Genomic DNA, 26823 nt, shown 5'->3' with positions numbered 1-26823 from the left:
AGAAAATGAACGTATTAGTGATTGGTAACGGCGGACGCGAGCACGCTCTGGCATGGAAAGCGGCCCAGTCTCCGCTGGTGAAAACGGTCTTCGTGGCGCCGGGCAACGCCGGTACCGCCCTGGAACCCGCGCTGCAGAACGTGGCTATCGGCGTGACCGACATTCCGGCGCTGTTGAGTTTCGCCCAAAGCGAGAAAATCGACCTGACCATCGTCGGCCCGGAAGCGCCGCTGGTGATTGGCGTGGTGGATGCGTTCCGCGCGGCAGGCCTGACAATCTTCGGTCCGACGGAAGGTGCTGCCCAGCTGGAGGGCTCCAAAGCTTTCACCAAAGATTTCCTCGCACGTCACAATATCCCGACGGCGGAATACCAGAACTTCACAGAGGTTGAGCCCGCTCTGGCTTACCTGCGTGAAAAAGGCGCACCGATTGTCATTAAGGCCGACGGCCTGGCTGCCGGGAAAGGCGTGATCGTAGCGATGACGCTCGAAGAAGCCGAAGCCGCGGTTCAGGATATGCTGGCAGGCAATGCCTTTGGCGATGCGGGCCACCGCATTGTGATTGAAGAGTTCCTCGACGGCGAAGAGGCGAGCTTTATCGTGATGGTCGACGGCGAGCACGTTCTGCCGATGGCCACCAGCCAGGATCATAAGCGTGTGGGCAATGGCGATACCGGCCCGAATACCGGCGGAATGGGGGCTTACTCCCCTGCTCCGGTGGTCACTGATGAAGTGCACCAGCGCACGATGGATCGCATCATCTGGCCAACCGTAAAAGGGATGGCTGCCGAGGGGAATACGTACACCGGTTTCCTCTATGCGGGCCTGATGATCGACAAGCAGGGTAATCCTAAGGTCATCGAATTCAACTGCCGCTTTGGCGATCCGGAAACCCAACCCATCATGCTGCGCATGAAATCCGACCTGGTAGAACTGTGCCTGGCGGCGTGCGAAGGTAAGCTGGACGAGAAAACTTCCGAGTGGGACGAGCGTGCGTCACTGGGCGTAGTCATTGCTGCGGGTGGATACCCAGGCCACTACAACACCGGTGATGAGATCCACGGCCTGCCGCTGGAAGAGGTTGAAGGCGCGAAGGTATTCCACGCCGGAACGAAGCTGGCTGACGATGACCGCGTACTGACCAACGGCGGACGCGTGCTGTGTGCTACCGCGCTGGGCCATACCGTAGCAGAAGCGCAGAAACGCGCCTATGCGCTGATGGCGGATATTCACTGGAACGGTAGCTTTAGCCGCCAGGATATCGGCTATCGCGCGATTGCGCGTGAGCAGGGGGAGTAATTTCCCCCTCACCCTAACCCTCTACCAAAGGGAGAGGGGATCGTTCGTAGGCCGGATAAGCGTTAGCGCCATCCGGCTTAATCCACAGAACTCAGAAACTCTTCTCTGTCGGCTGCCAGGTGCAGAAGTCTTCGTTAGCCACCAGCAGCAGCTGAGAGCCTTCCGGCGCGTCAAGCCACGCCACACTCACTTCCATTGATGAATGCCGCTGACGGCGTTCGATGTGTTCGATGGCCCAGGATTCTAGGTCAGGCTTGATGGTCTGCCCTTCGCAGGTTGTCACCGTCCCATCAGTATGCCAGCGACCCTGGCGCAGCACGACGCGGCCCTGACGCAGCGCATCGCTGGTCTGGCGGATTTGTTCGGCACGGTAACGGTAGAGCGCGACTTGATCGCTGGAAAGCTGCTGTTTTTGACCGCTGACTTCACGCTGCATAAAGCTTAGCTCGCCGTGGTCGTCAAAACGCACTTTCACATGTTCGGGGGTTTTGCTGTAGACGTTCAGTTCAATGAGCGACAGCTCATCGCCCTGCCAGCGATATTCCGCCGTCGACGTATTGCCGTTATGCCACGGACTAAACGCAGAGAGCAGATGAACTTCACCGCCGGAATCTTTACGCCAGATCCTGACCGCTCCCTGGTTATCCGCGTAGCCACTGGCGGTAAACGGTGGCAGAGAGGTATCGTGGCTACAGGCTGACAGCAACAGTATGCCTGCCAGCGCGAGCGTTCCACGCCAGAAAGACAAAAGGGGCGTTGCCGCCCCTTCGCTAAAACTGTTCACTGCCACGCGTCTTACTTAACAGCGTCTTTCAGTGCTTTACCAGAAACAAATGCCGGCACGTTAGCTGCGGCGATTTTGATTTCTTTACCGGTCTGCGGGTTGCGGCCAGTACGCTCAGCGCGGTGGTTCACTTTGAAGGTACCGAAACCAACCAGTTGTACAGCATCACCTTCTTTCAGAGACTCAGTAATAGCAGCCAGGGTAGATTCCAGAGCAGCTTTAGCCTGCACTTTAGACAGATCAGCCTTGTCCGCAATTACATCAATCAGTTGAGTCTTGTTCATAAGTTATCCTTTCAATGTGTTTATCGCTTGCTAAGCATCGAGTGCGACGAAAATGCCAAAAAAGCACTCTCCTGCATACACGCACCGATAGCCACTTTTTTTCGCCCCCCAAATGTAGACCAGACAAGGGTCGAAAGGGAAGAGTCGAGGAGCGACAAAACGGGCGTTATCTCAAGTTTTCTTATCTCATTGGTTAAAAATTATACCAATATTGCTCTCGCCGGCCTCACGTAAGTCTGCGCGCAGCCCTTTTATCAGCTCAATATCGCGTTCTTCACACTCTGCCAGCAGGCGGAAAATTTCCCACTGAATGTCCCATTCTTGCTCTACGGCCGGGTTTGCACGCAGCTCTTCGTCGGTCATTTCACGACCTTCCTGGGTCATTTCCAGCATCGCCACGGTGGTGATAGACGCTTTACTGACTTCGATAGCATGCTCCAGCGTTTCGCCGCTCAGACGGGAGTGAAGCAGTTCGCTTAACGCCACGCAGGCATCAATCGCCGGGTAGACGCCATACAGGTCAAAATCATCCGCAACCGGAATCGCCTCTTCCAGCTTTTCCAGCTGAGAGTCGAAATTCACCTTCGCGTCTTTCACCGTCAGCGTTTCCCAGATCAGGTCCAGAATGCGACGATAAATATGCCCATCGCCAAAGCCCGTCTCCTTACAAAACGCGGCATAGTTGGGATACATGCGCTCGCACAGGCAAGCCATAAAGGTGACGTGCTGCCAGCTTTCCAGCTTTTCCAGGCGCAGGTGAATCGGGTTTTGTAGCATGATGATCTCTCGAATCGAAAATTAGGCGCAGTTTACCTGAATCATCGCTGAATTTCCTGCCAACGAACAAAAGCTGGACGCGAAGAGGCCACGGCGTCTGCCCAGCGCGTGGGTTCCGGTAAACGGTAGCCCTTCATACAGCGCTGCACCCACGCCAGAGCGCTGTCCATGCTTACCCGATGCCCGGTGGCGATAAACAGCGGGTTACAGCGGGCTTTACTGCGCCAGACCCATGCCAGCTGCTCCCCTTTATGGATAAGCGGCGCCAGCGCGCCCGGCTCAGCGGAAAGGGGTTCAAACGCGCCGCAGAGACGTTTCTTGGCGACGCCAATGGTCGGCACATCCACCAGCAGCCCAAAGTGGCTGGCAACGCCTAAACGGCGCGGGTGTGAGATACCGTGTCCATCGACAAACAGCAGGTCGGGTTTTTGCGAAAGTTGCTCCCACGCGGCCAGCAGCGCGGGATATTCACGAAAGGAGAGAAAGCCGGGAATGTAGGGCATGGTGGTGGCGATACGCGCCACCTTGTATTCCACCAGCTCAAGCGAAGGGTATTTCAGAACCACCATTGCCGCTCGCGTCACTTCACCGCCCTGCTCGAACCCAACGTCGGCTCCGCCAATGTACTGCGGAGGATCCTTATCCAGCTGATCCTCACGGATCACTGATGAAGCCAGTTCGATTTGCTGAGCGCGTAGCGACGCGAGATCCATAACCACTCCTTACTGGTGATACTGGGCAGAAAGCCGATGCACCGCCTCCACAAATACGCCAGCGTGCTCTGGCGGCACATCCTGATGAATACCATGACCAAGGTTAAAGACGTGTCCTTCACCCTGGCCGAAACCAGACAGTATAGTCGACACTTCTTCCTCAATGCGGGCAGGCGGCGCATAGAGCATGGAAGGATCCATATTGCCCTGCAGCGCCACTTTGTCACCCACGCGGCGGCGGGCATCAGCGATATCGGTGGTCCAGTCGAGACCCAGCGCGTCACAACCGGTTGCCGCCATGGCTTCCAGCCACTGACCGCCACCTTTGGTGAACAGCGTCACCGGCACGCGGCGGCCTTCGTTTTCACGCAACAGGCCGTCGACGATTTTGTGCATGTAGTACAGCGAGAACTGCTGATAATCGCGCCCGGTCAGCACGCCACCCCAGGTGTCGAAAATCATGACCGACTGCGCACCCGCTTTAATCTGCGCGTTGAGGTAGAGCGTGACGCTCTTCGCCAGCTTGTCGAGAAGCGCATGCAGGGCCAGCGGCTCGGCGTACATCATCTTTTTAATCTGGGTGAAAGCTTTGCTGCTGCCGCCTTCAACCATATAGGTCGCCAGCGTCCATGGGCTGCCGGAAAAACCAATCAGCGGCACTTCGCCTTTCAGCTCGCGGCGAATGGTGCGCACAGCGTTCATCACATACCCCAGTTCTCCTTCCGGATCGGGGATCGGCAGCTTATCGACATCGGCTTTGCTTTTAATCGGGGAGGTAAAACGCGGGCCCTCACCGGTTTCGAAATAGAGCCCAAGGCCCATCGCGTCCGGAATGGTCAGAATGTCCGAAAAGAGAATGGCGGCATCCAGCGGGAAGCGACGCAGCGGCTGGAGCGTCACTTCGCAGGCCAGCTCGGCGTTTTTGCACAGCGACATAAAATCACCCGCCTGCGCGCGCGTGGCTTTGTACTCTGGCAAATAGCGTCCCGCCTGGCGCATCATCCATACCGGGGTGACATCAACGGGCTGGCGCAGCAGCGCACGCAGATAACGATCGTTCTTCAGTTCGGTCATTTTTGCAGTTCCTTAAGCGTCATAGCCCCAGTGTAACACTACTCATACTCGGCCCGACACATCGCCACGGTATCTTCTATCAGCCGACGCGCCACGGTGCCCGGTGGGGGAAGCAGCGGTAAATCGTCATAGCGATACCAGTTCGCTTCCTGCAGCTCTTTCTGATCGATAACGATCTCGCCGCTGTCGTATTCGGCCATAAAGGCCGTCATCAGCGACTGCGGGAAGGGCCAGGGCTGGGAGGTCACGTAGCGCAGGTTCTTCACTTTAATCCCACTCTCCTCCATCACCTCGCGCGCCACCGCCTGCTCCAGCGTTTCACCCACCTCAACGAAACCAGCCAGCACGGTATGAATGCCGTTGCGATGACGGGTATGCTGGGCCAGCAAGATAGAATCCTCCCGGCGGATAGCGACGATAATGCACGGCGCAATTTGTGGGTAGTAGCGTTCGCGGCAGTGGCTGCAGAGCATCGCCCACTCGGTTTTGCTCGGGTGCATAGTGTGACCGCAGTAGCCGCAGTATTTATGCGAGCGGTAAAACTCCGCCAGCTGTACACCACGCCCCGCCAGCTGGAACAGGCCCACATCCAGATCCAACACCTGTCGAACCGATCCCATCTCCTGACGGCGGGGTTGTTGGATCAACCACACCGCATCTCCCTGCCATTCGCCGATTTTCAGCGCCGGCTGGCCCACAAGATCGAACCTCTCTGCTGCGCCATAAGGGATCTCCCCGTCAGGAAGCCATAATTTTTGTTCGTGACTGACGATCCACCAACCGAGATCTGATTTTTCAATAATACGATCCATATCTATTGCACTACCTTCGCTTCACTGACATGTTGTTAGCATTGTGGTTACATTCTGGATGAGCAGATTCAATCCTACACTTTGCGGAGTCGACCATGTTAAACCAGCTGGAAAGCCTGACTGAGCGCGTTAGAGGAAGTAACAAACTGGTGGATCGCTGGCTACATGTGCGCAAGCATCTACTCGTGGCTTATTACAATCTGGTCGGTATTAAGCCTGGCAAAGAATCGTTTATGCGGTTGAATGAAAAAGCGCTGGATGATTTTTGTCAGAGCCTGGTCGACTATCTGTCCGACGGCCATTTCAATATTTATGAACGCATTATCCGCGAAATGGAAGGGACAACACCGTATTTAGCGGCCAGCAAACTCTATCCGCTGCTGGAAGCCAACACCCAACAGATCATGGATTACTACGATTCCACGCTTGAGAACGCCATCGATCACGATAACTATCTTGAGTTCCAGCAGGCGCTTTCCGACCTTGGCGAAGCGCTGGAAGAGCGATTCACGCTGGAAGATAAGCTGATTAGCCTCGTCCTGGATGCCAGCCCCGAAGATAACATCGTGCGCCCTGCTTGAGTTCTTAATCGTTAACGAGTAATTTACAACCATTCGCCCCTCTCACGAGGGGGATTTTTCTTGTCGGAGTGCCCAGAGCGAAAGCCGGGCTGAGACCGTTAATTCGGGATCCGCGGAACCTGATCAGGTTAATACCTGCGAAGGGAACAAGAGTCACACTGCTGTTGTATCGCCCCCTGGGCGATCCTCTCTTGCTTCATCCGTCGTCTGACAAGCCATGTCCTTCACTTTTGGAATGAGCTATGTCTACTGCAAAACTGACCCGCCGCGAACAGCGCGCACAGGCCCAACACTTTATTGATACCCTGGAAGGCACTGCTTTCCCGAACTCAAAACGCATCTACATTTCCGGCTCCCGGGCGGATATCCGCGTCCCGATGCGTGAAATCCAGCTGAGCCCGACGCTTATCGGCGGCAGCAAAGATAACCCGCAGTATGAAGACAACGAAGCTGTGCCGGTGTATGACACCTCCGGCCCGTACGGCGATCCTGCTGTTGCCATTAACGTGCAGCAGGGTCTGGCGAAACTGCGCCAGCCATGGATTGATGAACGTAATGACTGCGAAGCGCTGTCTGATCGCAGTTCGGCTTACACCAAAGCGCGTCTGGCCGACGACGGTCTTGACGAGCTGCGCTTCGCCGGACTGCTGACGCCGAAACGGGCGAAAGCGGGCAAACGTGTGACCCAGTTGCACTATGCGCGCCAGGGTATTATCACGCCGGAGATGGAGTTTATCGCTATCCGTGAAAACATGGGGCGCGAGCGCATCCGCAGCGAAGTGCTCCGCCATCAGCATCCGGGCGAAGGCTTTGGCGCTCGCCTGCCGGAGAACATCACGCCGGAGTTTGTGCGTGATGAGGTGGCCGCAGGCCGTGCGATTATCCCCGCCAACATCAACCACCCGGAATCTGAGCCGATGATTATCGGCCGCAATTTCCTGGTGAAGGTTAACGCCAATATCGGTAACTCGGCCGTCACCTCTTCCATCGAAGAAGAGGTGGAAAAGCTCGTCTGGTCAACGCGCTGGGGTGCGGACACGGTCATGGATCTCTCAACCGGGCGCTATATTCACGAAACCCGCGAGTGGATCCTGCGTAACAGCCCGGTTCCTATCGGAACGGTGCCCGTCTACCAGGCCCTGGAGAAGGTCAACGGCATTGCCGAAGACCTCACCTGGGAAGCCTTCCGCGACACGCTGCTGGAGCAGGCTGAACAGGGCGTAGACTACTTCACCATTCACGCGGGCGTACTGCTGCGCTACGTGCCGATGACGGCGAAACGTCTGACCGGTATTGTCTCACGCGGCGGCTCCATCATGGCCAAATGGTGCCTGTCGCACCATAAAGAGAACTTCCTCTACGAACACTTCCGCGAGATCTGCGAAATCTGCGCCGCGTACGATGTCTCCCTGTCGCTGGGGGATGGCCTGCGTCCGGGCTCCATTCGCGACGCCAACGACGAAGCGCAGTTTGCCGAGCTGCATACCCTGGGCGAGCTGACCAAAATCGCCTGGGAGTATGACGTGCAGGTGATGATTGAAGGCCCGGGACATGTGCCGATGCAGATGATCCGCCGCAACATGACCGAAGAGCTGGAGCACTGCCACGAAGCGCCATTCTATACCCTGGGGCCGTTGACCACCGATATTGCGCCAGGCTATGACCACTTCACCTCCGGGATTGGGGCGGCGATGATCGGCTGGTTCGGTTGCGCCATGCTCTGCTATGTGACGCCGAAAGAGCACCTCGGCCTGCCTAACAAAGAGGACGTGAAGCAGGGGCTGATTACTTACAAAATCGCCGCCCACGCCGCGGACCTGGCGAAAGGCCATCCCGGCGCGCAAATCCGTGATAACGCCATGTCGAAGGCGCGCTTTGAATTCCGCTGGGAAGATCAGTTCAACCTGGCGCTGGACCCGTTCACCGCCCGCGCCTATCACGACGAGACCCTGCCGCAGGAATCGGGCAAAGTCGCGCACTTCTGCTCCATGTGCGGGCCGAAATTCTGCTCGATGAAAATCAGCCAGGAAGTACGCGATTACGCCGCCACGCAAACCATTGAAGTGGGCATGGCGGACATGTCTGAAACCTTCCGCGCCAAAGGCGGCGAAATCTACCTCAAAAAAGAGGAGGCGTAATGTACCAGCCCGATTTCCCACCCGTTCCCTACCGTTTAGGGCTCTATCCGGTGGTGGACAGCGTGGCGTGGATAGCGCGCTTGCTGGAGGCAGGCGTTCGCACGATCCAGTTGCGCATCAAGGATAAACACGATGACGAGGTGGAGGCGGATGTGGTCGCCGCTATTGCGCTGGGGCGCCAGTATCACGCCCGTCTGTTTATCAACGACTACTGGCGACTGGCCCTTAAGCACCAGGCTTACGGCGTGCATCTGGGTCAGGAGGATCTGGAAACAACGGACCTGAGCGCTATCCGGGACGCCGGATTACGGCTGGGGGTGTCAACGCACGACGACATGGAGATCGACGTGGCGCTGACGGCTCGCCCCTCCTATATCGCGCTCGGTCACGTCTTTCCGACGCAAACCAAACAGATGCCTTCCGCACCGCAGGGGCTGACGCAGCTGGCGGGTCACGTCAAACGCCTTGCCGATTATCCTACCGTCGCCATCGGCGGCATTAGCCTTGAACGGGCGCCGGCGGTGCTGGAGACGGGCGTTGGCAGTATTGCCGTCGTCAGCGCCATCACCCAGGCCGCAAACTGGCAGACCGCCACTGAACAGCTGTTACAGCTGGCAGGAGCAGGTGATGAATGATCGTGATTTTATGCGCTACAGCCGCCAGATCCTGCTGGAGGATATTGCCATCGATGGGCAGCAAAAACTGCTCGCCAGCCGGGCGCTGATTGTTGGTCTGGGAGGATTAGGCGCACCTGCCGCGCTCTATCTGGCAGGCGCCGGCGTGGGCACGCTGGTGCTGGCCGATGACGACGACGTGCATCTCAGTAACCTGCAGCGCCAAATCCTTTTTACCACGGAGGATGTCAACCAGCCCAAAGCGCGTATTACCCGCCAGCGACTGAATCAATTGAACCCGGATATTACGCTTATTGCGCGCCAGGAGCGGCTCAGCGGCGAAAATTTGCAGCGTGAAGTCGCCCTTGCTGATGTGGTGCTGGACTGTACCGACAATATGGCGACGCGCCAGGCGATCAACGCCGCCTGCGTGGCCACGCATACCCCCCTCGTCACCGCCAGTGCGGTGGGGTTCGGCGGCCAGATGATGGTCCTGACGCCACCGTGGGCACAGGGCTGCTATCGCTGCCTGTGGCCGGATGATGCCGAGCCGGAACGCAACTGCCGCACGGCAGGCATTCTTGGTCCGGTGGTCGGCGTAATGGGCACCATGCAGGCGCTGGAAGCCATCAAGTTACTCAGCGGCATGGAGACGGAACGCAATACCCTGCGGCTGTTTGATGCCCGCTCCAGCGGCTGGCGCCATCTGGCGCTGCACCGTGACAGCCGCTGCCCGGTGTGCGGAGGCCACGATGCGCATTCTGTTTAACGATGAGCCGATGAAATGCGATGACGGCCTCACCGTTGCCGTCCTGCTCGACAAGCTGCGCCAGCTCAGGCCGGGAACGGCGCTGGCACTCAATCAACAGATCCTGCCGCGCGAGCAGTGGGAACATCAGCAGGTCAATGAGGGCGACCAGATCCTGCTGTTTCAGGTTATCGCAGGGGGCTGAGATGTTACGTATTGCTGATAAAGTTTTTGATTCGCATCTGTTTACCGGAACCGGGAAATTCGCCTCGCCGCAGCTGATGGTGGACGCCATTCGGGAAAGCGGCAGCCAGCTGGTGACGCTGGCGCTCAAGCGCGTGGATCTGCGCCACCACAGCGACGCCATTCTGGCTCCCTTACTGGAAGCGGGCGTCACGCTGCTGCCCAACACCTCCGGTGCGAAAACCGCCGAGGAGGCGATTTTTGCGGCTCAGCTGGCCCGTGAAGCGCTGGGCACACGCTGGCTCAAGCTGGAAATTCACCCGGACGCGCGCTGGCTGCTGCCCGATCCCATCGAAACGCTGAAAGCGGCTGAAAAGCTGGTGCAGCAAGGCTTTACTGTTCTGCCTTACTGCGGGGCCGATCCCGTGCTGTGTAAACGGCTGGAAGAGGTCGGCTGCGCCGCCGTCATGCCGCTGGGCGCGCCTATCGGCTCCAATCAGGGGCTGGAAACCCGCGCGATGCTGGAAATCATCATCGAACAGGCCACCGTGCCGGTGGTGGTAGATGCTGGCATTGGCGTACCCAGCCACGCCGCGCAGGCGCTGGAGATGGGTGCCGATGCGGTACTGGTGAACACCGCCATCGCGGTTGCCGACGATCCGGTCACGATGGCCCGCGCGTTCCGCATGGCTGTCGAAGCCGGCTTGCTGGCAAGAGCATCCGGCCCCGGTTCACGCAGTTTTCAGGCACAGGCCACCAGCCCGCTGACCGGTTTTCTGGAGGCGATCTCATGAGGACGTTTACCGAGCGCTGGCGGCAGCTTAACTGGGACGACATTGCCCTGCGCATCAACAGCAAAACGGCGGCCGACGTGGAGCGGGCATTGCAGGCCCGACATCTGACCCGCGAGGATCTGATGGCCCTGCTCTCGCCGGCGGCCAGTGCGTACCTCGAACCGATGGCCCAGCGTGCCCAGCGGCTTACCCGTCAGCGCTTTGGCAACACGGTGAGCTTCTACGTACCGCTCTATCTTTCGAATCTGTGCGCTAATGACTGTACCTACTGCGGTTTCTCCATGAGCAACCGCATCAAGCGTAAAACGCTCGATGAGGGTGAGATTGCCCGTGAGTGTGCGGCCATCCGTGAAATGGGCTTCGAGCATCTGCTGCTGGTAACGGGCGAACATCAGGGGAAGGTGGGAATGGACTATTTTCGCCAGCACCTTCCCGCTATTCGTCGTCAGTTCGCGTCGTTGCAGATGGAAGTGCAGCCTCTTTCGCAGGAGGAGTACGCGGAGCTCAAAACGCTTGGTCTGGACGGGGTCATGGTCTATCAGGAAACGTACCATGAGGCGACCTATGCCCGGCATCATCTTAAGGGGAAGAAACAGGATTTCATCTTCCGCCTGGAGACCCCGGACAGACTGGGCCGCGCTGGCATCGACAAAATCGGTCTGGGTGCGCTGATCGGGCTCTCCGACAGCTGGCGGGTGGATTGCTACATGGTGGCGGAACATCTCCTGTGGCTCCAGCAGCACTACTGGCAGAGCCGTTATTCCATCTCTTTCCCCCGGCTGCGACCTTGCGCTGGCGGGATTGAACCGGCGTCGCTTATGGATGAACGCCAGCTGGTGCAGACCATCTGCGCGTTTCGCCTGCTCGCGCCGGAAGTGGAGTTATCCCTGTCAACGCGTGAATCGCCGGCGTTTCGCGATCGCGTGGTCCCACTCGCGATCAACAACGTCAGCGCGTTTTCCAAAACGCAACCTGGTGGCTACGCCGACGATCGCCCGGAGCTGGAGCAGTTTGTACCGCATGACGGGCGGCGTCCGGAAGCGGTCGCTGCCGCCCTGAGCGCTCAGGGATTACAACCGGTCTGGAAAGACTGGGACAGCTGGCTGGGAAGAGCCTCACAATAATGTTGCAACGTACCGCAACCCGATAAAAAAGTGTCGAGGCGCTACGGAGAGTCACAACCGGATGATTGCCAGCACTCATCCGGTTTTTTATCGTCGCAGGGTCAGCAACGGATGCTGGCCAGGGCGAAAAGCTTCTTCCTCGTTTCGCCCTGCCTCTGATTAATTGCGCAAAAAGCGCACGCCCGTTTAATAAGTATTTTCTTAATGATCCTTAAGATAAATCATCCCGTCAGTAATCATGTTCCGTATAATTCACCGCTAACCGCAGGACAGCGACTATGCTGAGAGGATATCGGCAGACGAAAAGTATTCACCATCAGGATCGATGTACAACTCATGGCACTTCACAGCAAAAAGCTCTCTTTTACCCGGCCAATCATGCTCAGCTTCGCGGGGATCCTCTGCAGTTTTGCGGTGATCGCGATTGCGGTGACGCTTTCGCAGCGAAAAGATTTTCTTGAGGATTATCACAAGATTAATAGCAATTTCACGCACAACCTGGCGGTGAACTACACCGAATCCATCCTGCGTGAAAATGACTATATCCTTGGCCGCGCCGCGATATACTTCGCGCGCGACGACAGGCTAAACGAGACGCTGAACGTCAACCCGACGCAGGGGCTGCAGATGGTGATGCATTTGCAAAACCTGATGCCGACCGTCTCCTCCATTTCGCTTGCCGACACGCAGGGGCATTATCTGCGCGCACCGGAAGTACTCCCCACTGAGAAGGGTAAAACCTTCGATCCCCGGACGCGCCCGTGGTTTATCGCCCAGGCGGAAGCCAGTATCTTCAGCCACTATACGCGCCCCTACATGGACTACTTCACCGGCCATCCGACAGTAACACTCTATAAACCGTTGATTTCACCGGAAGGAAGACTAAAGGGAACGATCGCGTTTCATCTCGATTTGACCTCAATGGGCTATACGCTGCGTCAGATGGTGGCGCCCGTGCAGGGAGAATTCTTCGTCGTCGAACGTGACGGTGCCGTCGTGCTTCACCCTGATACCGGCGCGCTTTTCAAAAAGTACGTAAGCGAAGCGCTGATGGACAAAATGACCAGCGGCGAAGGCCACCTGTACGACAAGAAAAGCAATGCCTGGTATTACTACTACTCCTTTACTAACCCGGACTGGTTTGTCATCTACCGGGTATCAGGTGATACGCTCACCGATATTACCCGCCACGAAACGACGATTGTTGGCTGGGGATTCGCGCTGGCGGCCATCATTATCATTCTCTTTGGCTTATACCTCCGACACGCCTCGCGTAGCGTGCTGATGCACATTATCAATGCCATCAAAACCGGCGATGTCAGCGAGGCACCGCGTCTTGAAGCCATGCTGAGCCACACGATCCAGTCGAATAAAGAGCGCGAGATGGCCTATGTGCGCCAGGCGACTCACGATGCGCTGACGGGCTGTAAAAACCGCCGCGCATTCGACAGCGATGTCGCGGAACTGCTGAATGCCCAGCAGCCATTTGCGATGGCGCTGGTAGATATCGATAACTTTAAGTCGATTAACGACACCCTGGGCCACCTGACCGGTGATATTGTCCTGCGCAACGTAGCCCGTGAAGGGATCCAGATCATGCAGCCGCACCACGTCCCGGTTTACCGCTACGGTGGAGAGGAATTCGCGGTGGTCTTCCAGGCCGGGCAGATCGCGGACGCCTTCTCCTTACTGGAGGCATGGCGTACCGCGGTTGAAAAGCGCGTCTGGCGGGAGGAAAACCTGCGGGTCACGTTCAGCGGTGGTCTTGGGGAGTGGCATTTCGAACCGCTGGAGCAATTTGTAGAAAGTGTGGATAACGCTCTCTACAGTGCGAAGCGGCAGGGGAAAAACCGCATTCTTCGCACCTCCGTCGGCTGATTTTCGCGATGTCTGGCAAAATTGTAACCGGTTTCAGAAAAATGCTGATTTCTTTGTGATGCCTGACACACAATCGCGGTAAAGCGGTTGTTGAAGCGTTCTGCACGGGATAATTATCAATAAACACATGTAGATCGAGGCTGATTATGAAGAACATCGTTTTATGCTGTGCAGCGGGAATGTCAACCAGCATGCTGGTTCAACGTATGAAAGACGCCGCGCAGAAAAAAGGAGTAGAAGTCACCATTAAAGCCGTTCCGGTTGCGGAGTTTAAAGACAACATCGCGACGGCCGACATCGTTCTGCTGGGGCCCCAGGTGAAATACGAGCAGGCGAAACTCCAGGCGCAGGCCGACCCTCTGGGTAAAAAGGTCGCGGTGATCGACATGATGGATTACGGCATGATGAAAGGTGATGCCGTACTGGAAAAAGCGCTCAAACTTCTGGAGTGAACCATGGAAGATTTAGAAACAACGATCATGGAACTGCTGGTCAATGCGGGTGCGGCACGCAGTGCTGCCCTCACGGCGTTGCAGATGGCGCGTAAAGGCGACTTTACCGAAGCCGAGAAAGCGATGGAAGAGTCGCGGGAATATGTGAAGCATGCGCACACGATCCAGACGCAGCTTATCGGTCTTGATGAAGGCAGCGGAAAACTGCCGGTAAACCTGATCACCGTCCACTCCCAGGATCACCTGATGAACGCGATGGTCATACAGGATCTGGCGGGCGATATGATTGAGCTGTATCGACGGATCCCGTTAGTAAACTGAAATTGTACAGATATAAAAAAACCCGCCGAAGCGGGTTTTTTATTAGCGACTCAACGATTACTCGTTGTCGGAACCACCCAGACCTGCGTTCAGCAGTTCTGCCAGGCTCGCGGATGCATCTTCAGCAGTAACCTGCGGTGCGGCTGGCAGTTCGCCTGCAGCACGACGACGCATACGATCCTGATGGTACGCATAACCGGTACCAGCCGGGATCAGACGACCCACGATGACGTTCTCTTTCAGACCGCGCAGTTCATCACGCTTACCTGCAACAGCGGCTTCGGTCAGGACACGAGTGGTTTCCTGGAACGATGCTGCAGAGATGAAGGACTCGGTTGCCAGAGACGCTTTGGTGATACCCAGCAGATCGCGCGAGAAGGTCGCACCGATTTTGCCGTTCGCTTCCAGTTCGCGGTTAGCGATCTTGACGCGTGAGTATTCAACCTGCTCGCCTTCGAGGAACTCGGAGCTGCCCGCGTTTTCGATGGTTGCTTTACGCAGCATCTGACGAACGATAACTTCGATGTGTTTATCGTTAATCTTAACGCCCTGCAGGCGGTATACGTCCTGTACTTCGTTAACGATGTAACGAGTAACAGCATGCACACCACGCAGACGCAGGATGTCGTGCGGCGCTTCTGGACCGTCGGAAACCACGTCACCACGTTCTACACGTTCACCTTCGAACACGTTGAGCTGACGCCACTTAGGAATCATCTCTTCGTATGGCTCGCTACCGTCTACCGGTGTGATAACCAGACGGCGTTTACCTTTGGTCTCTTTACCGAAGGAGATGATACCGCTGATTTCAGCCAGGATTGCCGGCTCTTTCGGACGACGTGCTTCGAACAGGTCCGCAACGCGTGGCAGACCACCGGTGATGTCCTTGGTACCGCCGGATTCCTGAGGAATACGCGCCAGGGTGTCACCAGAGCTGATCTGTACGCCATCTTCCAGCTGTACAATCGCTTTACCCGGCAGGAAGTACTGCGCAGGCATATCGGTACCAGGGATCAGAACGTCATTACCCTGAGCATCAACGATTTTCAGCGCAGGACGCAGATCTTTACCGCCGGTAGTACGTTCAGCAGAATCCAGAACCACCAGAGAAGACAGACCGGTCAGCTCGTCGGTCTGACGAGTAATGGTCTGGCCGTCGATCATGTCAGTGAAGCGGATGAAACCACTTACTTCGGTGATAACCGGCATGGTGTGTGGATCCCAGTTTGCAACGGTTTCACCGCCGGCAACCTGCTCGCCATCACCTTTCGCCATAACCGCACCGTAAGGCACTTTATAGCTCTCTTTGGTACGACCGAATTCGTCGATCAGCTTCAGCTCGGTGTTACGGGAAGTGATAACCAGTTTACCGCTGGAGTTCACAACCGATTTCGCGTTGCTGAGCTTGATGCTACCTTTGTTTTTCACCTGGATGCTGGATTCAGCAGCCGCACGAGATGCCGCACCACCGATGTGGAACGTACGCATCGTCAGCTGTGTACCCGGCTCACCGATGGACTGTGCCGCAATAACGCCGATGGCTTCACCTTTGTTGATGATGTGGCCACGCGCCAGGTCACGACCGTAGCAGTGCGCACATACACCAAAGTCGGTGTCACAGGATACAACGGAACGCACTTTCACGGAGTCAACAGAGTTCGCTTCCAGCAGGTCACACCACTGTTCGTGCAGCAGGGTGTTGCGTGGAACCAGAATGTCTGCGGTACCCGGCTTCAGGATGTCTTCCGCGGTCACACGACCCAGTACGCGATCGCGCAGTGGCTCTTTAACATCACCACCCTCGATAACCGGGGTCATGGTGATACCTTCGAGGGTGCCACAATCGTCTTCGGTCACAACCAGATCCTGCGCAACGTCAACCAGACGACGCGTCAGATAACCGGAGTTCGCTGTCTTCAGTGCGGTATCCGCCAGACCTTTACGCGCACCGTGCGTGGAGATGAAGTACTGGAGTACGTTCAGACCTTCACGGAAGTTCGCGGTGATTGGCGTTTCGATGATGGAGCCATCTGGCTTCGCCATCAGACCACGCATACCTGCCAGCTGACGAATCTGTGCTGCAGAACCACGCGCACCGGAGTCGGCCATCATGTAGATGCTGTTGAAGGAAACCTGCTGCTCTTCGACACCGTCACGGTTAATCACGGTTTCGGTCTGCAGGTTATCCATCATCGCTTTGGATACACGATCGTTCGCCGCTGCCCAGATATCGATAACTTTGTTATAGCGCTCGCCCGCGGTAACCAGACCAGACTGGAACTGCTCCTGGATCTCAGCAACTTCGGCTTCCGCTTCAGAGATGATCTCGTGTTTCTTCTCTGGGATGACCATGTCATCAATACCAACAGATGCACCTGAACGCGCTGCATAAGCAAAGCCGGTGTACATTGTCTGGTCAGCGAAGATAACGGTCGGCTTCAGGCCCAGAATGCGGTAACAGGTGTTCAGCATTTTGGAGATTGCCTTCTTGCCCAGCGCCTGGTTGACGATGGAGAAAGGCAGACCTTTCGGTACGATCATCCACAGAATGGCACGGCCAACGGTCGTGTCTTTCAGGCTGGTTTTCGCAACGAATTCGCCGTTTGCATCTTTTTCGTATTCGGTGATACGCACTTTAACGCGCGCATGCAGAGAGGCCAGGCCAGCGCGATAAATACGCTCAGCTTCTTTCGGGCCAGTCAGCACCATGCCTTCGCCTTTGGCGTTAACACAGTCACGGGTCATGTAGTACAGACCCAATACAACGTCCTGAGAAGGAACGATGATAGGTTCACCGTTCGCTGGAGACAGGATGTTGTTGGTAGACATCATCAGCGCACGCGCTTCCAGCTGGGCTTCCAGCGTCAGCGGTACGTGAACAGCCATCTGGTCACCATCGAAGTCGGCGTTATATGCCGCACAAACCAGCGGGTGCAGCTGGATAGCTTTACCTTCGATCAGGACTGGCTCAAATGCCTGAATACCCAGACGGTGCAGGGTTGGTGCACGGTTCAGCAGTACCGGGTGTTCGCGGATCACTTCGTCCAGGATATCCCAAACGACAGCTTCTTCACGCTCAACCATTTTCTTAGCGGCTTTGATGGTGGTGGCGAGTCCTCGCAACTCCAGCTTGCCGTAGATGAACGGTTTGAACAGCTCCAGTGCCATTTTCTTCGGCAGACCGCACTGATGCAGACGCAGGTATGGACCTACGGTGATTACAGAACGACCGGAGTAGTCAACACGCTTACCGAGCAGGTTCTGACGGAAACGACCCTGTTTACCTTTGATCATGTCGGCCAAAGATTTCAGAGGACGCTTGTTAGAACCGGTGATCGCACGACCGCGACGACCGTTATCCAGCAGGGCATCTACCGCTTCCTGCAGCATACGTTTTTCGTTGCGTACGATAATGTCCGGCGCAGCCAGATCCAGCAGACGTTTCAGACGGTTGTTACGGTTAATGACGCGACGATACAGATCGTTCAGGTCAGACGTTGCGAAACGACCACCATCCAGCGGAACCAGCGGACGTAGATCTGGCGGCAGAACCGGCAGAACGGTCAGGATCATCCACTCTGGTTTGTTACCAGACTGCACGAACGCTTCCAGCAGCTTGATACGCTTGGTCAGCTTTTTACGCTTGGTTTCGGAGTTGGTTTCGTTCAGCTCTTCACGCAGCTGCTCGCACTCTTGCTCCAGATCCATGCTCTTCAGCAGGGCCTGGATAGCTTCCGCACCCATTTTCGCGTCGAATTCGTCACCGAACTCTTCCAGCGCGTCCAGATACTGCTCTTCAGTCAGGATCTGGTGACGTTCCAGGTTTGTCATCCCGCCTTCGATAACCACATAAGATTCGAAGTACAGAACACGTTCGATATCGCGAAGCGGCATATCCAGCAGCAGACCGATACGGGACGGCAGAGATTTCAGGAACCAGATGTGGGCGGTCGGAGACGCCAGCTCGATGTGGCCCATGCGCTCACGACGCACTTTGGTCTGGGTCACTTCAACGCCGCACTTCTCACAGATCACACCACGGTGTTTCAGGCGCTTGTACTTACCGCACAGGCACTCGTAATCTTTTACTGGCCCGAAAATACGCGCACAGAAAAGGCCGTCACGCTCAGGTTTGAACGTACGGTAGTTGATGGTTTCCGGCTTTTTAACTTCACCGAAAGACCATGAACGGATCATGTCTGGCGAAGCCAGAGCAATTTTGATCGCATCAAACTCTTCGGTTTTAGTTTGCGCTTTCAGAAACTTTAATAAGTCTTTCACGGATTTGCTCCCGTCGGAGTTAGCACACTCTGCTGTCGGGGGTTAACCCGACAGCAGTGACCTGTTTGAGCGAGAATTACTCGTCTTCCAGTTCGATGTTGATACCCAGCGAACGAATCTCTTTCAACAGTACGTTGAAGGATTCTGGCATGCCCGGCTCCATCTGATGGTTGCCGTCCACGATGTTCTTATACATCTTGGTACGACCGTTCACGTCATCAGACTTAACGGTGAGCATTTCCTGCAGGGTGTATGCTGCGCCGTATGCTTCCAGCGCCCACACTTCCATCTCCCCGAAGCGCTGACCACCGAACTGTGCCTTACCACCCAGCGGCTGCTGAGTAACCAGGCTGTAAGAACCGGTAGAACGAGCGTGCATCTTGTCGTCGACCAGGTGGTTCAGTTTCAGCATGTACATGTAACCTACGGTTACCGGACGCTCGAACTGTTCACCGGTACGGCCGTCAAACAGCGTAATCTGGCCAGACGTTGGCAGACCACCCAGTTGCAGCAGCTCTTTGATTTCAGCTTCTTTTGCACCGTCGAATACCGGCGTTGCAATTGGCATACCTTTGCGCAGGTTCTCTGCCAGACGCAGCACTTCTTCATCGCTGAAGGTGTTCAGGTCGACTTTCTGACGCACATCGGTACCCAGATCGTAGGCACGCTGGATGAATTCGCGCAGTTTCGCGACTTCCTGCTGCTGTTTCAGCATGGCGTTAATCTTGTCGCCAATACCTTTCGCAGCCATACCCAGGTGGGTTTCCAGAATCTGACCGATGTTCATACGAGACGGTACGCCCAGCGGGTTCAGTACGATATCTACCGGCGTACCGTTAGCATCGTGCGGCATATCTTCGATCGGGTTGATCTTAGAGATAACACCCTTGTTACCGTGACGACCTGCCATCTTATCACCAGGCTGGATCTGACGTTTAACAGCCAGATACACCTTAACAATCTTCAGCACGCCTGGTGCCAGATCGTCGCCCTGAGTGATTTTGCGGCGTTTCGCTTCGAGTTTTTTCTCGAACTCGTGTTTCAGTTCGTCATACTGCTCAGCCAGCTGTTCCAGCTGATTCTGTTTCTCTTCGTCGGTCAGGCCCAGTTCCAGCCAGCGATCGCGTGGCAGTTTGTCGAGCTTCTCAGCTTCAACGCCACCGGCAACCAGTACCGCATAGATACGGCTGAACAGACCCGCTTCGAGGATCTGCAGTTCTTCAGACAGGTCTTTCTTAGCCTGTTTGAGCTGCATCTCTTCGATTTCCAGCGCACGTTTATCTTTCTCAACGCCGTCACGGGTGAAGACCTGAACGTCGATAACCGTACCGGAAACACCGTTTGGTACGCGCAGAGAAGAGTCTTTAACGTCAGACGCTTTCTCACCGAAGATTGCACGCAGCAGTTTCTCTTCTGGCGTCAGCTGGGTTTCACCTTTCGGCGTAACCTTACCAACCAGAATATCGCCGCCAGTCACTTCCGCACCGATGTAAACGATACCGGATTCATCCAGTTTGGAGAGCGCAGCTTCACCCACGTTAGGGATGTCAGCGGTGATCTCTTCTGGCCCCAGCTTGGTGTCACGGGACACACATGCCAGTTCCTGAATGTGGATGGTGGTGAAACGATCTTCCTGAACCACACGCTCGGAAACGAGGATGGAGTCTTCGAAGTTGTAACCGTTCCACGGCATGAACGCTACGCGCATGTTCTGACCGAGCGCCAGTTCACCGAGGTCGGTGGATGGGCCGTCTGCCAGCACGTCGCCGCGCTCGACCGGCTCACCCAGAGACACACATGGCATCTGGTTGATACAGGTGTTCTGGTTAGAACGGGTGTATTTGGTCAGGTTATAGATGTCGATACCCGCTTCGCCCGGATACATCTCGTCTTCGTTAACTTTGATAACGATACGGGATGCGTCGACGTACTGTACGGTACCGCCACGCTTAGCAACTGCAGTAACACCGGAGTCAACGGCAACAGCACGTTCCATACCGGTACCAACCAGCGGCTTATCAGCACGCAGAGTTGGAACGGCCTGACGTTGCATGTTCGCACCCATCAATGCACGGTTGGCGTCATCGTGTTCCAGGAACGGGATCAGGGACGCACCGACGGATACCACCTGCTGGGTGGATACGTCCATGTAGTCAACCTGGTCGCGGCTGAACAAGCTGGATTCGCCTTTGCTACGGCAGGTAACCAGATCTTCTACAAAGTGGCCTTCGTCATCCAGGTTGGAGTTCGCCTGAGCGATAACGTAGTTGCCTTCTTCGATAGCAGACAGGTAATGAATTTCGTCGGTCACAACACCGTCAGTCACTTTACGGTACGGCGTCTCGAGGAAACCGTATTCGTTCGTCTGTGCGTACACGGACAGGGAGTTGATCAGACCGATGTTTGGACCTTCAGGCGTTTCGATTGGACATACGCGACCGTAGTGCGTCGGGTGTACGTCTCGAACTTCGAAGCCTGCGCGTTCACGGGTCAGACCGCCTGGGCCGAGTGCAGAGATACGACGCTTGTGCGTAATCTCAGACAGCGGGTTGTTCTGGTCCATGAACTGAGACAGCTGGCTGGAACCGAAGAACTCTTTCACTGCTGCAGAAATCGGCTTGGCGTTGATCATATCCTGAGGCATCAGGGTATCCAGATCGCCCAGAGACAGACGCTCTTTCACCGCACGTTCTACACGTACCAGGCCAACGCGGAACTGGTTTTCCGCCATTTCGCCTACGGAACGGATACGGCGGTTACCGAGGTGGTCGATATCGTCCACTTCGCCTTTACCGTTACGGATATCGATGAGCTTCTTCATCACTTCGATGATGTCGTCTTTGCTCAGGATACCGGAACCTTCGATCTCATCACGCAGCAGAGAACGGTTGAACTTCATACGACCCACTGCAGACAGATCGTAGCGGTCTTCGGAGAAGAACAGGTTCTCGAACAGGCTTTCAGCCGCTTCGCGAGTTGGTGGCTCACCAGGACGCATCATGCGGTAGATTTCAACCAGCGCGCTCAGACGGTCGGTCGTTGGGTCGACGCGAATAGTCTCAGAGATATATGGACCGTGGTCCAGATCGTTGGTGAACAGCGTTTCGATACGTTTGTGACCAGCCTGACTCAGCTTAGCCAGCAGATCCAGGCTCAGCTCCATGTTCGCCGGGCAGATCAGCTCGCCAGTTGATTCATCAACGTAATCTTTCGCGGCTACTTTTCCTGCAATGTATTCAACCGGAACTTCGATGTGTTTGATATCATCTTTTTCCAGCTGGCGGATGTGGCGCGCGGTGATACGGCGACCTTTTTCCACATACACTTTGCCGTCAGCTTCGATGTCGAACGACGCGGTCTCACCACGCAGACGTTCCGGCACCAGCTCCATCTGCAGCTTGTTGTCGCGGATTTCAAAGATCACTTTCTCAAAGAACAGGTCCAGGATCTGCTCAGTGGTATAGTTCAGTGCACGCAGAATGATGGTTGCAGGCAGTTTACGACGACGGTCGATACGGACAAACAGGTTGTCTTTTGGATCGAACTCGAAGTCCAGCCATGAACCACGGTAAGGAATGATGCGCGCGTTATACAGTACTTTACCGGAAGAGTGTGTTTTACCTTTATCGCTGTCGAAGAAGACGCCCGGGCTACGATGCAGCTGGGAAACGATAACACGCTCAGTACCGTTGATAACGAAAGTACCGTTGTCCGTCATGAGTGGAATTTCACCCATGTAGACTTCTTGTTCTTTAATGTCTTTTACGGTGCCTTCTGGCGCTTCGCGCTCATAGATCACCAGACGCAGTTTTACGCGCAGCGGTGCGGAATAGGTCACGCCACGGATCTGACATTCCTGAACGTCAAACACCGGCTCGCCAAGGCGATAGCTGACGTACTGCAGCTCGGAGTTACCGCTGTAGCTCTGAATTGGGAACACGGAACGGAAGGCGGCTTCCAGACCGTACTGCCCTTCAGGATCTTGCTCGATAAACTTCTGGAACGAGTCAAGCTGGATAGAAAGGAGATATGGAATGTCCAGAACTTGTGGACGTTTACCAAAATCCTTACGAATACGTTTTTTCTCGGTATAGGAGTAAACCATAGGGTTCCTCAGCTCGCTGACAAGTCGACCCATCTGTCCGACGAAGGGACAGTTTGTGCAACACCATTTTGTGGACCGGAAAATTGAATACTTTCCGCAATACCTGTTGCTATCACGCTTAAACCATTTCATTGCGATTTACACAGAGCGAGCACCCTGTCGCAGTATATTAAGTCGTCGATAGAAACAAGCATTGAAAGACACATCGATAGTCAAACAGTGTGAAATGCTACCGAGGCCTTACAGCGCAAAAAGGCTGGTGACTAAAAAGTCACCAGCCATCAGCCTAATGACTTAGGCTGCAACCAGAAAAGTTGGCTTATTTAACTTCAACTTCAGCGCCAGCTTCTTCCAGAGATTTTTTCAGTGCTTCTGCGTCGTCTTTGCTCACGCCTTCTTTCAGCGCAGCTGGAGCAGATTCTACCAGGTCTTTAGCTTCTTTCAGACCCAGACCGGTAGCGCCACGAACAGCTTTGATTACAGCAACTTTGTTCGCGCCAGCAGCTTTCAGAATTACGTCGAATTCAGTTTTCTCTTCAGCAGCGTCAGCAGCTGGGCCAGCAGCAACAGCTACAGCAGCAGCAGCAGAAACACCGAATTTTTCTTCCATTGCAGAGATCAGCTCAACAACGTCCATTACGGACATAGCGGATACTGCTTCAATGATTTGATCTTTAGTGATAGACATTTAAATTGTTCCTGAATATCAGAATAAGTTTATACGTAAGCAGATGCTTTATAAAGATAACTGCGATTAAGCAGCTTCTTTCGCATCGCGTACAGCAGCCAGAGTACGAACCAGTTTGCCAGCCGAAGCTTCTTTCATGGTTGCCATCAGGCGTGCAATTGCTTCTTCGTAGGTCGGCAGAGTTGCCAGGCGGTCGATCTGAGACGCCGGGATCAGCTCACCTTCAAAGGCAGCGGCTTTGACCTCAAATTTTGCATTCGCTTTCGCGAACTCTTTGAACAGACGAGCAGCAGCGCCCGGGTGTTCCATAGAGTATGCAATCAGGGTCGGACCAACAAACGTGTCTTTCAGGCACTCAAAAGAGGTACCTTCAACAGCACGACGCAGCAGGGTGTTACGAACAACACGCATGTAAACGCCAGCTTCACGACCTGCTTTACGCAGTTCAGTCATTTTATCTACAGTTACGCCACGGGAATCCGCAACTACTGCAGACAGCGCGCCTTTGGCTACTTCGCTGACTTCAGCAACAATCGCTTGTTTGTCTTGAAGATTTAAAGCCATTAGCTTTTGCTCCTGGATGTTTGCCGGAACTCATGTTCCGGAACTCACTTCACTCTTCCCAACGGAAAGAGCGTCTTAATACGGTGAGCAGAAACAAGCCAGAATATCCAAAAATAATCTTAGCGTTCTGTCACCGTCTACGCAGGGGATTAAGTCTCTTGCGAAACACCTGCGGTCTTCGACGGAGGCCTGGATTAGGCCAGGCTCCAACGAACAATTCTTTTAGCCGCTAACTTTCGTTAGCAAACGTGGGGGTAAGATTGTAGACAAAATCACCGCCCACGTAAAGGCATTAGTTTGCAGCAGCGCTCAGGCCAGCCTGGTCAACTGCAACACCTGCACCCATGGTGGTGGAGATGCTAACTTTCTTGATGTACACGCCTTTCGCCTGAGTTGGTTTTGCTTTTTTCAGCGCAACCAGCAGAGCTTCCAGGTTTTCTTTCAGTTTGTCAGCGTCGAAGTCCACTTTACCGATGGTGGTGTGGATGATGCCGTTTTTGTCGTTACGATAACGAACCTGACCTGCTTTAGCGTTCTTAACCGCTTCAGCAACGTTAGGGGTTACAGTACCCACTTTCGGGTTTGGCATCAGGCCGCGTGGACCCAGAACCTGGCCCAGCTGGCCAACAACGCGCATTGCATCTGGAGATGCGATAACAACGTCGAAGTTCATTTCGCCTTTCTTGATCTGGTCAGCCAGATCTTCCATACCTACCAGTTCAGCGCCAGCAGCTTTAGCAGCTTCTGCGTTTGCACCCTGAGTAAATACAGCTACGCGAACGGAACGGCCAGTACCGTGTGGCAGTACAGTCGCGCCACGAACGTTCTGATCAGATTTACGAGCATCGATGCCCAGGTTAACAGCAACGTCAACGCTTTCAACGAACTTAGCGGTCGCCAGTTCTTTCAGCAGAGCGATAGCTTCGTTGATGTCATACTGTTTGGTCGCATCAACTTTGTCACGGATCACGGACATGCGCTTGGTCAGTTTAGCCATTTCTTAGTCCTCCACTACCAGGCCCATGGAACGTGCAGTACCTTCGATTGAGCGAGTCATCGCTTCAATGTCGGCACCAGTCATGTCGGCAGCTTTGGTCTGCGCGATTTCCTGCAGCTGAGCGCGGGAAATTTTACCCACTTTGTCTTTGTTCGGCTTACCGGAACCAGACTTGATACCAGCCGCTTTCTTCAGCAGAACAGCTGCTGGAGGGGTTTTGGTAACGAAAGTGAAAGAACGGTCAGCGTAAACAGTGATAACAACTGGGATTGGCAGACCTTTTTCCAGGGATTCAGTTTTGGCGTTGAACGCTTTACAGAATTCCATGATGTTCACACCCTGCTGACCCAGAGCTGGACCAACTGGTGGACTTGGGTTCGCCATACCCGCTGCAACCTGCAGCTTGACGTAGGCTTGTACTTTCTTAGCCATTCTAAAATCCTCTGATTGGGTGATAACGCCTCAGTGAGGCTCCCCGTGAATAAAATTCGTTTTACGGGCCTTAACCCATAAAAACAAAAGGCGCGAAATTGTATTCCAATCTCGCGCCCTGTGCAACGATTAAATCGTCGCTTTTTTGATCGCTGCTTAGGCTTTTTCGACCTGAGCGAAGTCCAGCTCTACCGGGGTCGCACGACCGAAGATAGAAACAGACACTTTCAGGCGGGACTTCTCGTAGTCCACTTCTTCAACGACGCCGTTAAAGTCAGCAAACGGACCGTCATTAACACGCACCATTTCACCCGGTTCAAACAGCGTTTTCGGACGCGGCTTATCGCCCACCTGCTGCAGGCGGTTCATAATCGCATCAACTTCTTTGTCGCTGATTGGCGCCGGACGGTCAGACGTGCCGCCGATAAAGCCCATCACACGCGGTACGCTGCGCACAAGGTGCCAGCTCGCGTCGTTCATAACCATCTGAACCAGCACGTAACCCGGGAAGAATTTACGCTCGCTTTTGCGACGTTGGCCGCCACGGATCTCAACCACTTCTTCGGTCGGAACCATAACTTCGCCAAATAACTCTTCCATGTTGTGTAATTTGATATGCTCACGCAGCGACGTTGCTACGCGGCCTTCAAAACCGGAAAACGCCTGAACGACGTACCAGCGCTTTTTAGGGGCTTCAGACATCTCAGAACCTCAGGCCAGTGATAAAGGATACCAGGCGAACCAGAATACCATCCAGTCCCCACAGGATCAGTGACATTACAGCGGTAACCGCCGCTACGATCAGCGTGGTGTGCAATGTTTCCTGGCGAGTCGGCCAAATTACCTTGCGGACTTCGGTACGCGCTTCGCGAGCAAAAGCGACAGTCGCTTTGCCTTTCGTCGTCAACAGCGCGACACCACCCGCTGCAGCAATCAGAATTACCACTGCAAGCGCGCGTAGCGGCAGCATAATGTCACGATAAAGGTAGTTACCGACAATCGCTACGATCAGCAGAACGGCTACCACTACCCATTTCATCGCTTCCAGGCCGCGCCCGCTCCCTTGAGCTTCGGTATTCGCACTCATAAACCAACCTGTCAGAAGTATTCTACAAACATTTTCACCCCGCGATTGCGAGGCAAACCAAATCGAAATGCTAATTCGCTTTTCGAATTATACG

Annotated in this window: 25 protein-coding genes and 1 riboswitch; of the genes, 11 read left to right on the top strand and 14 right to left on the bottom strand. The window is 55.1% G+C overall.

The window, feature by feature from the left end; all coding sequences use genetic code 11:
* The first annotated feature begins 5 nt into the window (after positions 1–5).
* Complete coding sequence (gene purD, locus SP99_RS01120) at positions 6–1298, top strand: phosphoribosylamine--glycine ligase (protein ID WP_047957513.1); 1293 nt, start codon at positions 6–8, stop codon at positions 1296–1298.
* A gap of 91 nt (positions 1299–1389) precedes the next feature.
* Here the strand turns inward: purD and SP99_RS01115 are convergent, their stop codons facing one another.
* The 6 genes from SP99_RS01115 to nudC form a co-directional block, all read right to left on the bottom strand.
* On the bottom strand, positions 1390–2082 hold the full coding sequence (locus SP99_RS01115; RefSeq protein WP_047957512.1) for a DUF1481 domain-containing protein: 693 nt from the start codon (positions 2080–2082) through the stop codon (positions 1390–1392).
* Between the two features lie 11 nt (positions 2083–2093).
* Positions 2094–2366: a nucleoid-associated protein HU-alpha gene (hupA, locus tag SP99_RS01110; RefSeq protein ID WP_002445246.1), complete on the bottom strand. Its 273-nt coding sequence runs from the start codon at positions 2364–2366 to the stop codon at positions 2094–2096.
* A gap of 186 nt (positions 2367–2552) precedes the next feature.
* Complete coding sequence (locus SP99_RS01105; protein WP_032644509.1) at positions 2553–3143, bottom strand: YjaG family protein; 591 nt, start codon at positions 3141–3143, stop codon at positions 2553–2555.
* 41 nt (positions 3144–3184) lie between these two features.
* Entirely contained in the window at positions 3185–3856 is a 672-nt protein-coding gene (gene nfi / locus SP99_RS01100; protein ID WP_047957511.1) for a deoxyribonuclease V, read from the bottom strand.
* 9 nt (positions 3857–3865) lie between these two features.
* On the bottom strand, positions 3866–4930 hold the full coding sequence (gene hemE / locus SP99_RS01095) for a uroporphyrinogen decarboxylase (RefSeq protein WP_047957510.1): 1065 nt from the start codon (positions 4928–4930) through the stop codon (positions 3866–3868).
* Between the two features lie 38 nt (positions 4931–4968).
* Complete coding sequence (nudC, locus tag SP99_RS01090; RefSeq protein WP_047957509.1) at positions 4969–5742, bottom strand: NAD(+) diphosphatase; 774 nt, start codon at positions 5740–5742, stop codon at positions 4969–4971.
* A 95-nt stretch (positions 5743–5837) separates the two neighbouring features.
* Between nudC and SP99_RS01085 the strand changes: the two genes are divergently transcribed.
* From SP99_RS01085 to SP99_RS01040, 10 genes are all read left to right on the top strand, one after another.
* The gene (locus SP99_RS01085; RefSeq protein WP_025759608.1) at positions 5838–6323 is read left to right on the top strand and encodes an Rsd/AlgQ family anti-sigma factor; all 486 of its coding nucleotides are present in this window, start codon (positions 5838–5840) and stop codon (positions 6321–6323) included.
* A 54-nt stretch (positions 6324–6377) separates the two neighbouring features.
* A riboswitch (TPP riboswitch) is annotated at positions 6378–6486 on the top strand.
* A 79-nt stretch (positions 6487–6565) separates the two neighbouring features.
* On the top strand, positions 6566–8461 hold the full coding sequence (thiC, locus tag SP99_RS01080) for a phosphomethylpyrimidine synthase ThiC (protein ID WP_025759609.1): 1896 nt from the start codon (positions 6566–6568) through the stop codon (positions 8459–8461).
* Positions 8461–9096 carry a thiamine phosphate synthase gene (gene thiE, locus SP99_RS01075; RefSeq protein WP_047957508.1) on the top strand — a complete coding sequence of 212 codons (636 nt, stop codon included), beginning with the start codon at positions 8461–8463 and terminating at the stop codon, positions 9094–9096. The genes thiC and thiE overlap by 1 nt, the downstream gene beginning before the upstream one ends.
* Positions 9089–9844, top strand: a complete 756-nt coding sequence (locus SP99_RS01070) for a HesA/MoeB/ThiF family protein (protein ID WP_047957507.1) — start codon at positions 9089–9091, stop codon at positions 9842–9844. The genes thiE and SP99_RS01070 overlap by 8 nt, the downstream gene beginning before the upstream one ends.
* Positions 9828–10028, top strand: coding sequence for a sulfur carrier protein ThiS (gene thiS / locus SP99_RS01065; RefSeq protein ID WP_025759613.1), 201 nt, complete (start codon positions 9828–9830; stop codon positions 10026–10028). Before SP99_RS01070 ends, thiS begins: the two co-directional genes overlap by 17 nt.
* A 1-nt stretch (position 10029) precedes the next feature.
* On the top strand, positions 10030–10800 hold the full coding sequence (gene thiG / locus SP99_RS01060) for a thiazole synthase (RefSeq protein ID WP_047957506.1): 771 nt from the start codon (positions 10030–10032) through the stop codon (positions 10798–10800).
* On the top strand, positions 10797–11924 hold the full coding sequence (gene thiH, locus SP99_RS01055) for a 2-iminoacetate synthase ThiH (protein ID WP_047957505.1): 1128 nt from the start codon (positions 10797–10799) through the stop codon (positions 11922–11924). Before thiG ends, thiH begins: the two co-directional genes overlap by 4 nt.
* 336 nt (positions 11925–12260) lie before the next feature.
* Positions 12261–13802 carry a sensor domain-containing diguanylate cyclase gene (locus SP99_RS01050; protein WP_047957504.1) on the top strand — a complete coding sequence of 514 codons (1542 nt, stop codon included), beginning with the start codon at positions 12261–12263 and terminating at the stop codon, positions 13800–13802.
* Between the two features lie 146 nt (positions 13803–13948).
* The gene (locus SP99_RS01045) at positions 13949–14254 is read left to right on the top strand and encodes a PTS sugar transporter subunit IIB (RefSeq protein WP_014882067.1); all 306 of its coding nucleotides are present in this window, start codon (positions 13949–13951) and stop codon (positions 14252–14254) included.
* A 3-nt stretch (positions 14255–14257) separates the two neighbouring features.
* Complete coding sequence (locus SP99_RS01040; RefSeq protein ID WP_025759618.1) at positions 14258–14575, top strand: PTS lactose/cellobiose transporter subunit IIA; 318 nt, start codon at positions 14258–14260, stop codon at positions 14573–14575.
* Positions 14576–14632: 57 nt separating this feature from the next.
* Here the strand turns inward: SP99_RS01040 and rpoC are convergent, their stop codons facing one another.
* The 8 genes from rpoC to secE form a co-directional block, all read right to left on the bottom strand.
* On the bottom strand, positions 14633–18856 hold the full coding sequence (rpoC, locus tag SP99_RS01035) for a DNA-directed RNA polymerase subunit beta' (RefSeq protein ID WP_008503454.1): 4224 nt from the start codon (positions 18854–18856) through the stop codon (positions 14633–14635).
* 76 nt (positions 18857–18932) lie between these two features.
* A complete protein-coding gene (gene rpoB / locus SP99_RS01030; RefSeq protein WP_025759620.1) occupies positions 18933–22961 on the bottom strand; it encodes a DNA-directed RNA polymerase subunit beta in 4029 nt (1342 codons plus the stop codon).
* Between the two features lie 319 nt (positions 22962–23280).
* A complete protein-coding gene (gene rplL / locus SP99_RS01025) occupies positions 23281–23649 on the bottom strand; it encodes a 50S ribosomal protein L7/L12 (RefSeq protein WP_013095002.1) in 369 nt (122 codons plus the stop codon).
* A 66-nt stretch (positions 23650–23715) separates the two neighbouring features.
* On the bottom strand, positions 23716–24213 hold the full coding sequence (rplJ, locus tag SP99_RS01020) for a 50S ribosomal protein L10 (protein ID WP_013095001.1): 498 nt from the start codon (positions 24211–24213) through the stop codon (positions 23716–23718).
* Positions 24214–24505: 292 nt separating this feature from the next.
* Complete coding sequence (rplA, locus tag SP99_RS01015; protein WP_013095000.1) at positions 24506–25210, bottom strand: 50S ribosomal protein L1; 705 nt, start codon at positions 25208–25210, stop codon at positions 24506–24508.
* Positions 25211–25213: 3 nt separating this feature from the next.
* Positions 25214–25642 (bottom strand): 50S ribosomal protein L11, encoded by a 429-nt coding sequence (gene rplK / locus SP99_RS01010; protein ID WP_008503452.1) that lies wholly within the window; start codon positions 25640–25642, stop codon positions 25214–25216.
* A gap of 156 nt (positions 25643–25798) precedes the next feature.
* Positions 25799–26344 (bottom strand): transcription termination/antitermination protein NusG, encoded by a 546-nt coding sequence (gene nusG / locus SP99_RS01005; RefSeq protein ID WP_003862341.1) that lies wholly within the window; start codon positions 26342–26344, stop codon positions 25799–25801.
* A 1-nt stretch (position 26345) separates the two neighbouring features.
* Positions 26346–26729, bottom strand: a complete 384-nt coding sequence (gene secE / locus SP99_RS01000) for a preprotein translocase subunit SecE (RefSeq protein ID WP_013094999.1) — start codon at positions 26727–26729, stop codon at positions 26346–26348.
* Positions 26730–26823 lie beyond the last annotated feature (94 nt).

The organism is Enterobacter sp. BIDMC92 (assembly GCF_001030225.1).
Classification (GTDB): Bacteria; Pseudomonadota; Gammaproteobacteria; order Enterobacterales; family Enterobacteriaceae; genus Enterobacter; species Enterobacter sichuanensis.
The sequence above is the reverse complement of the archived record's forward strand: the minus strand, read 5'-3'. Positions and strand labels throughout refer to the sequence as shown.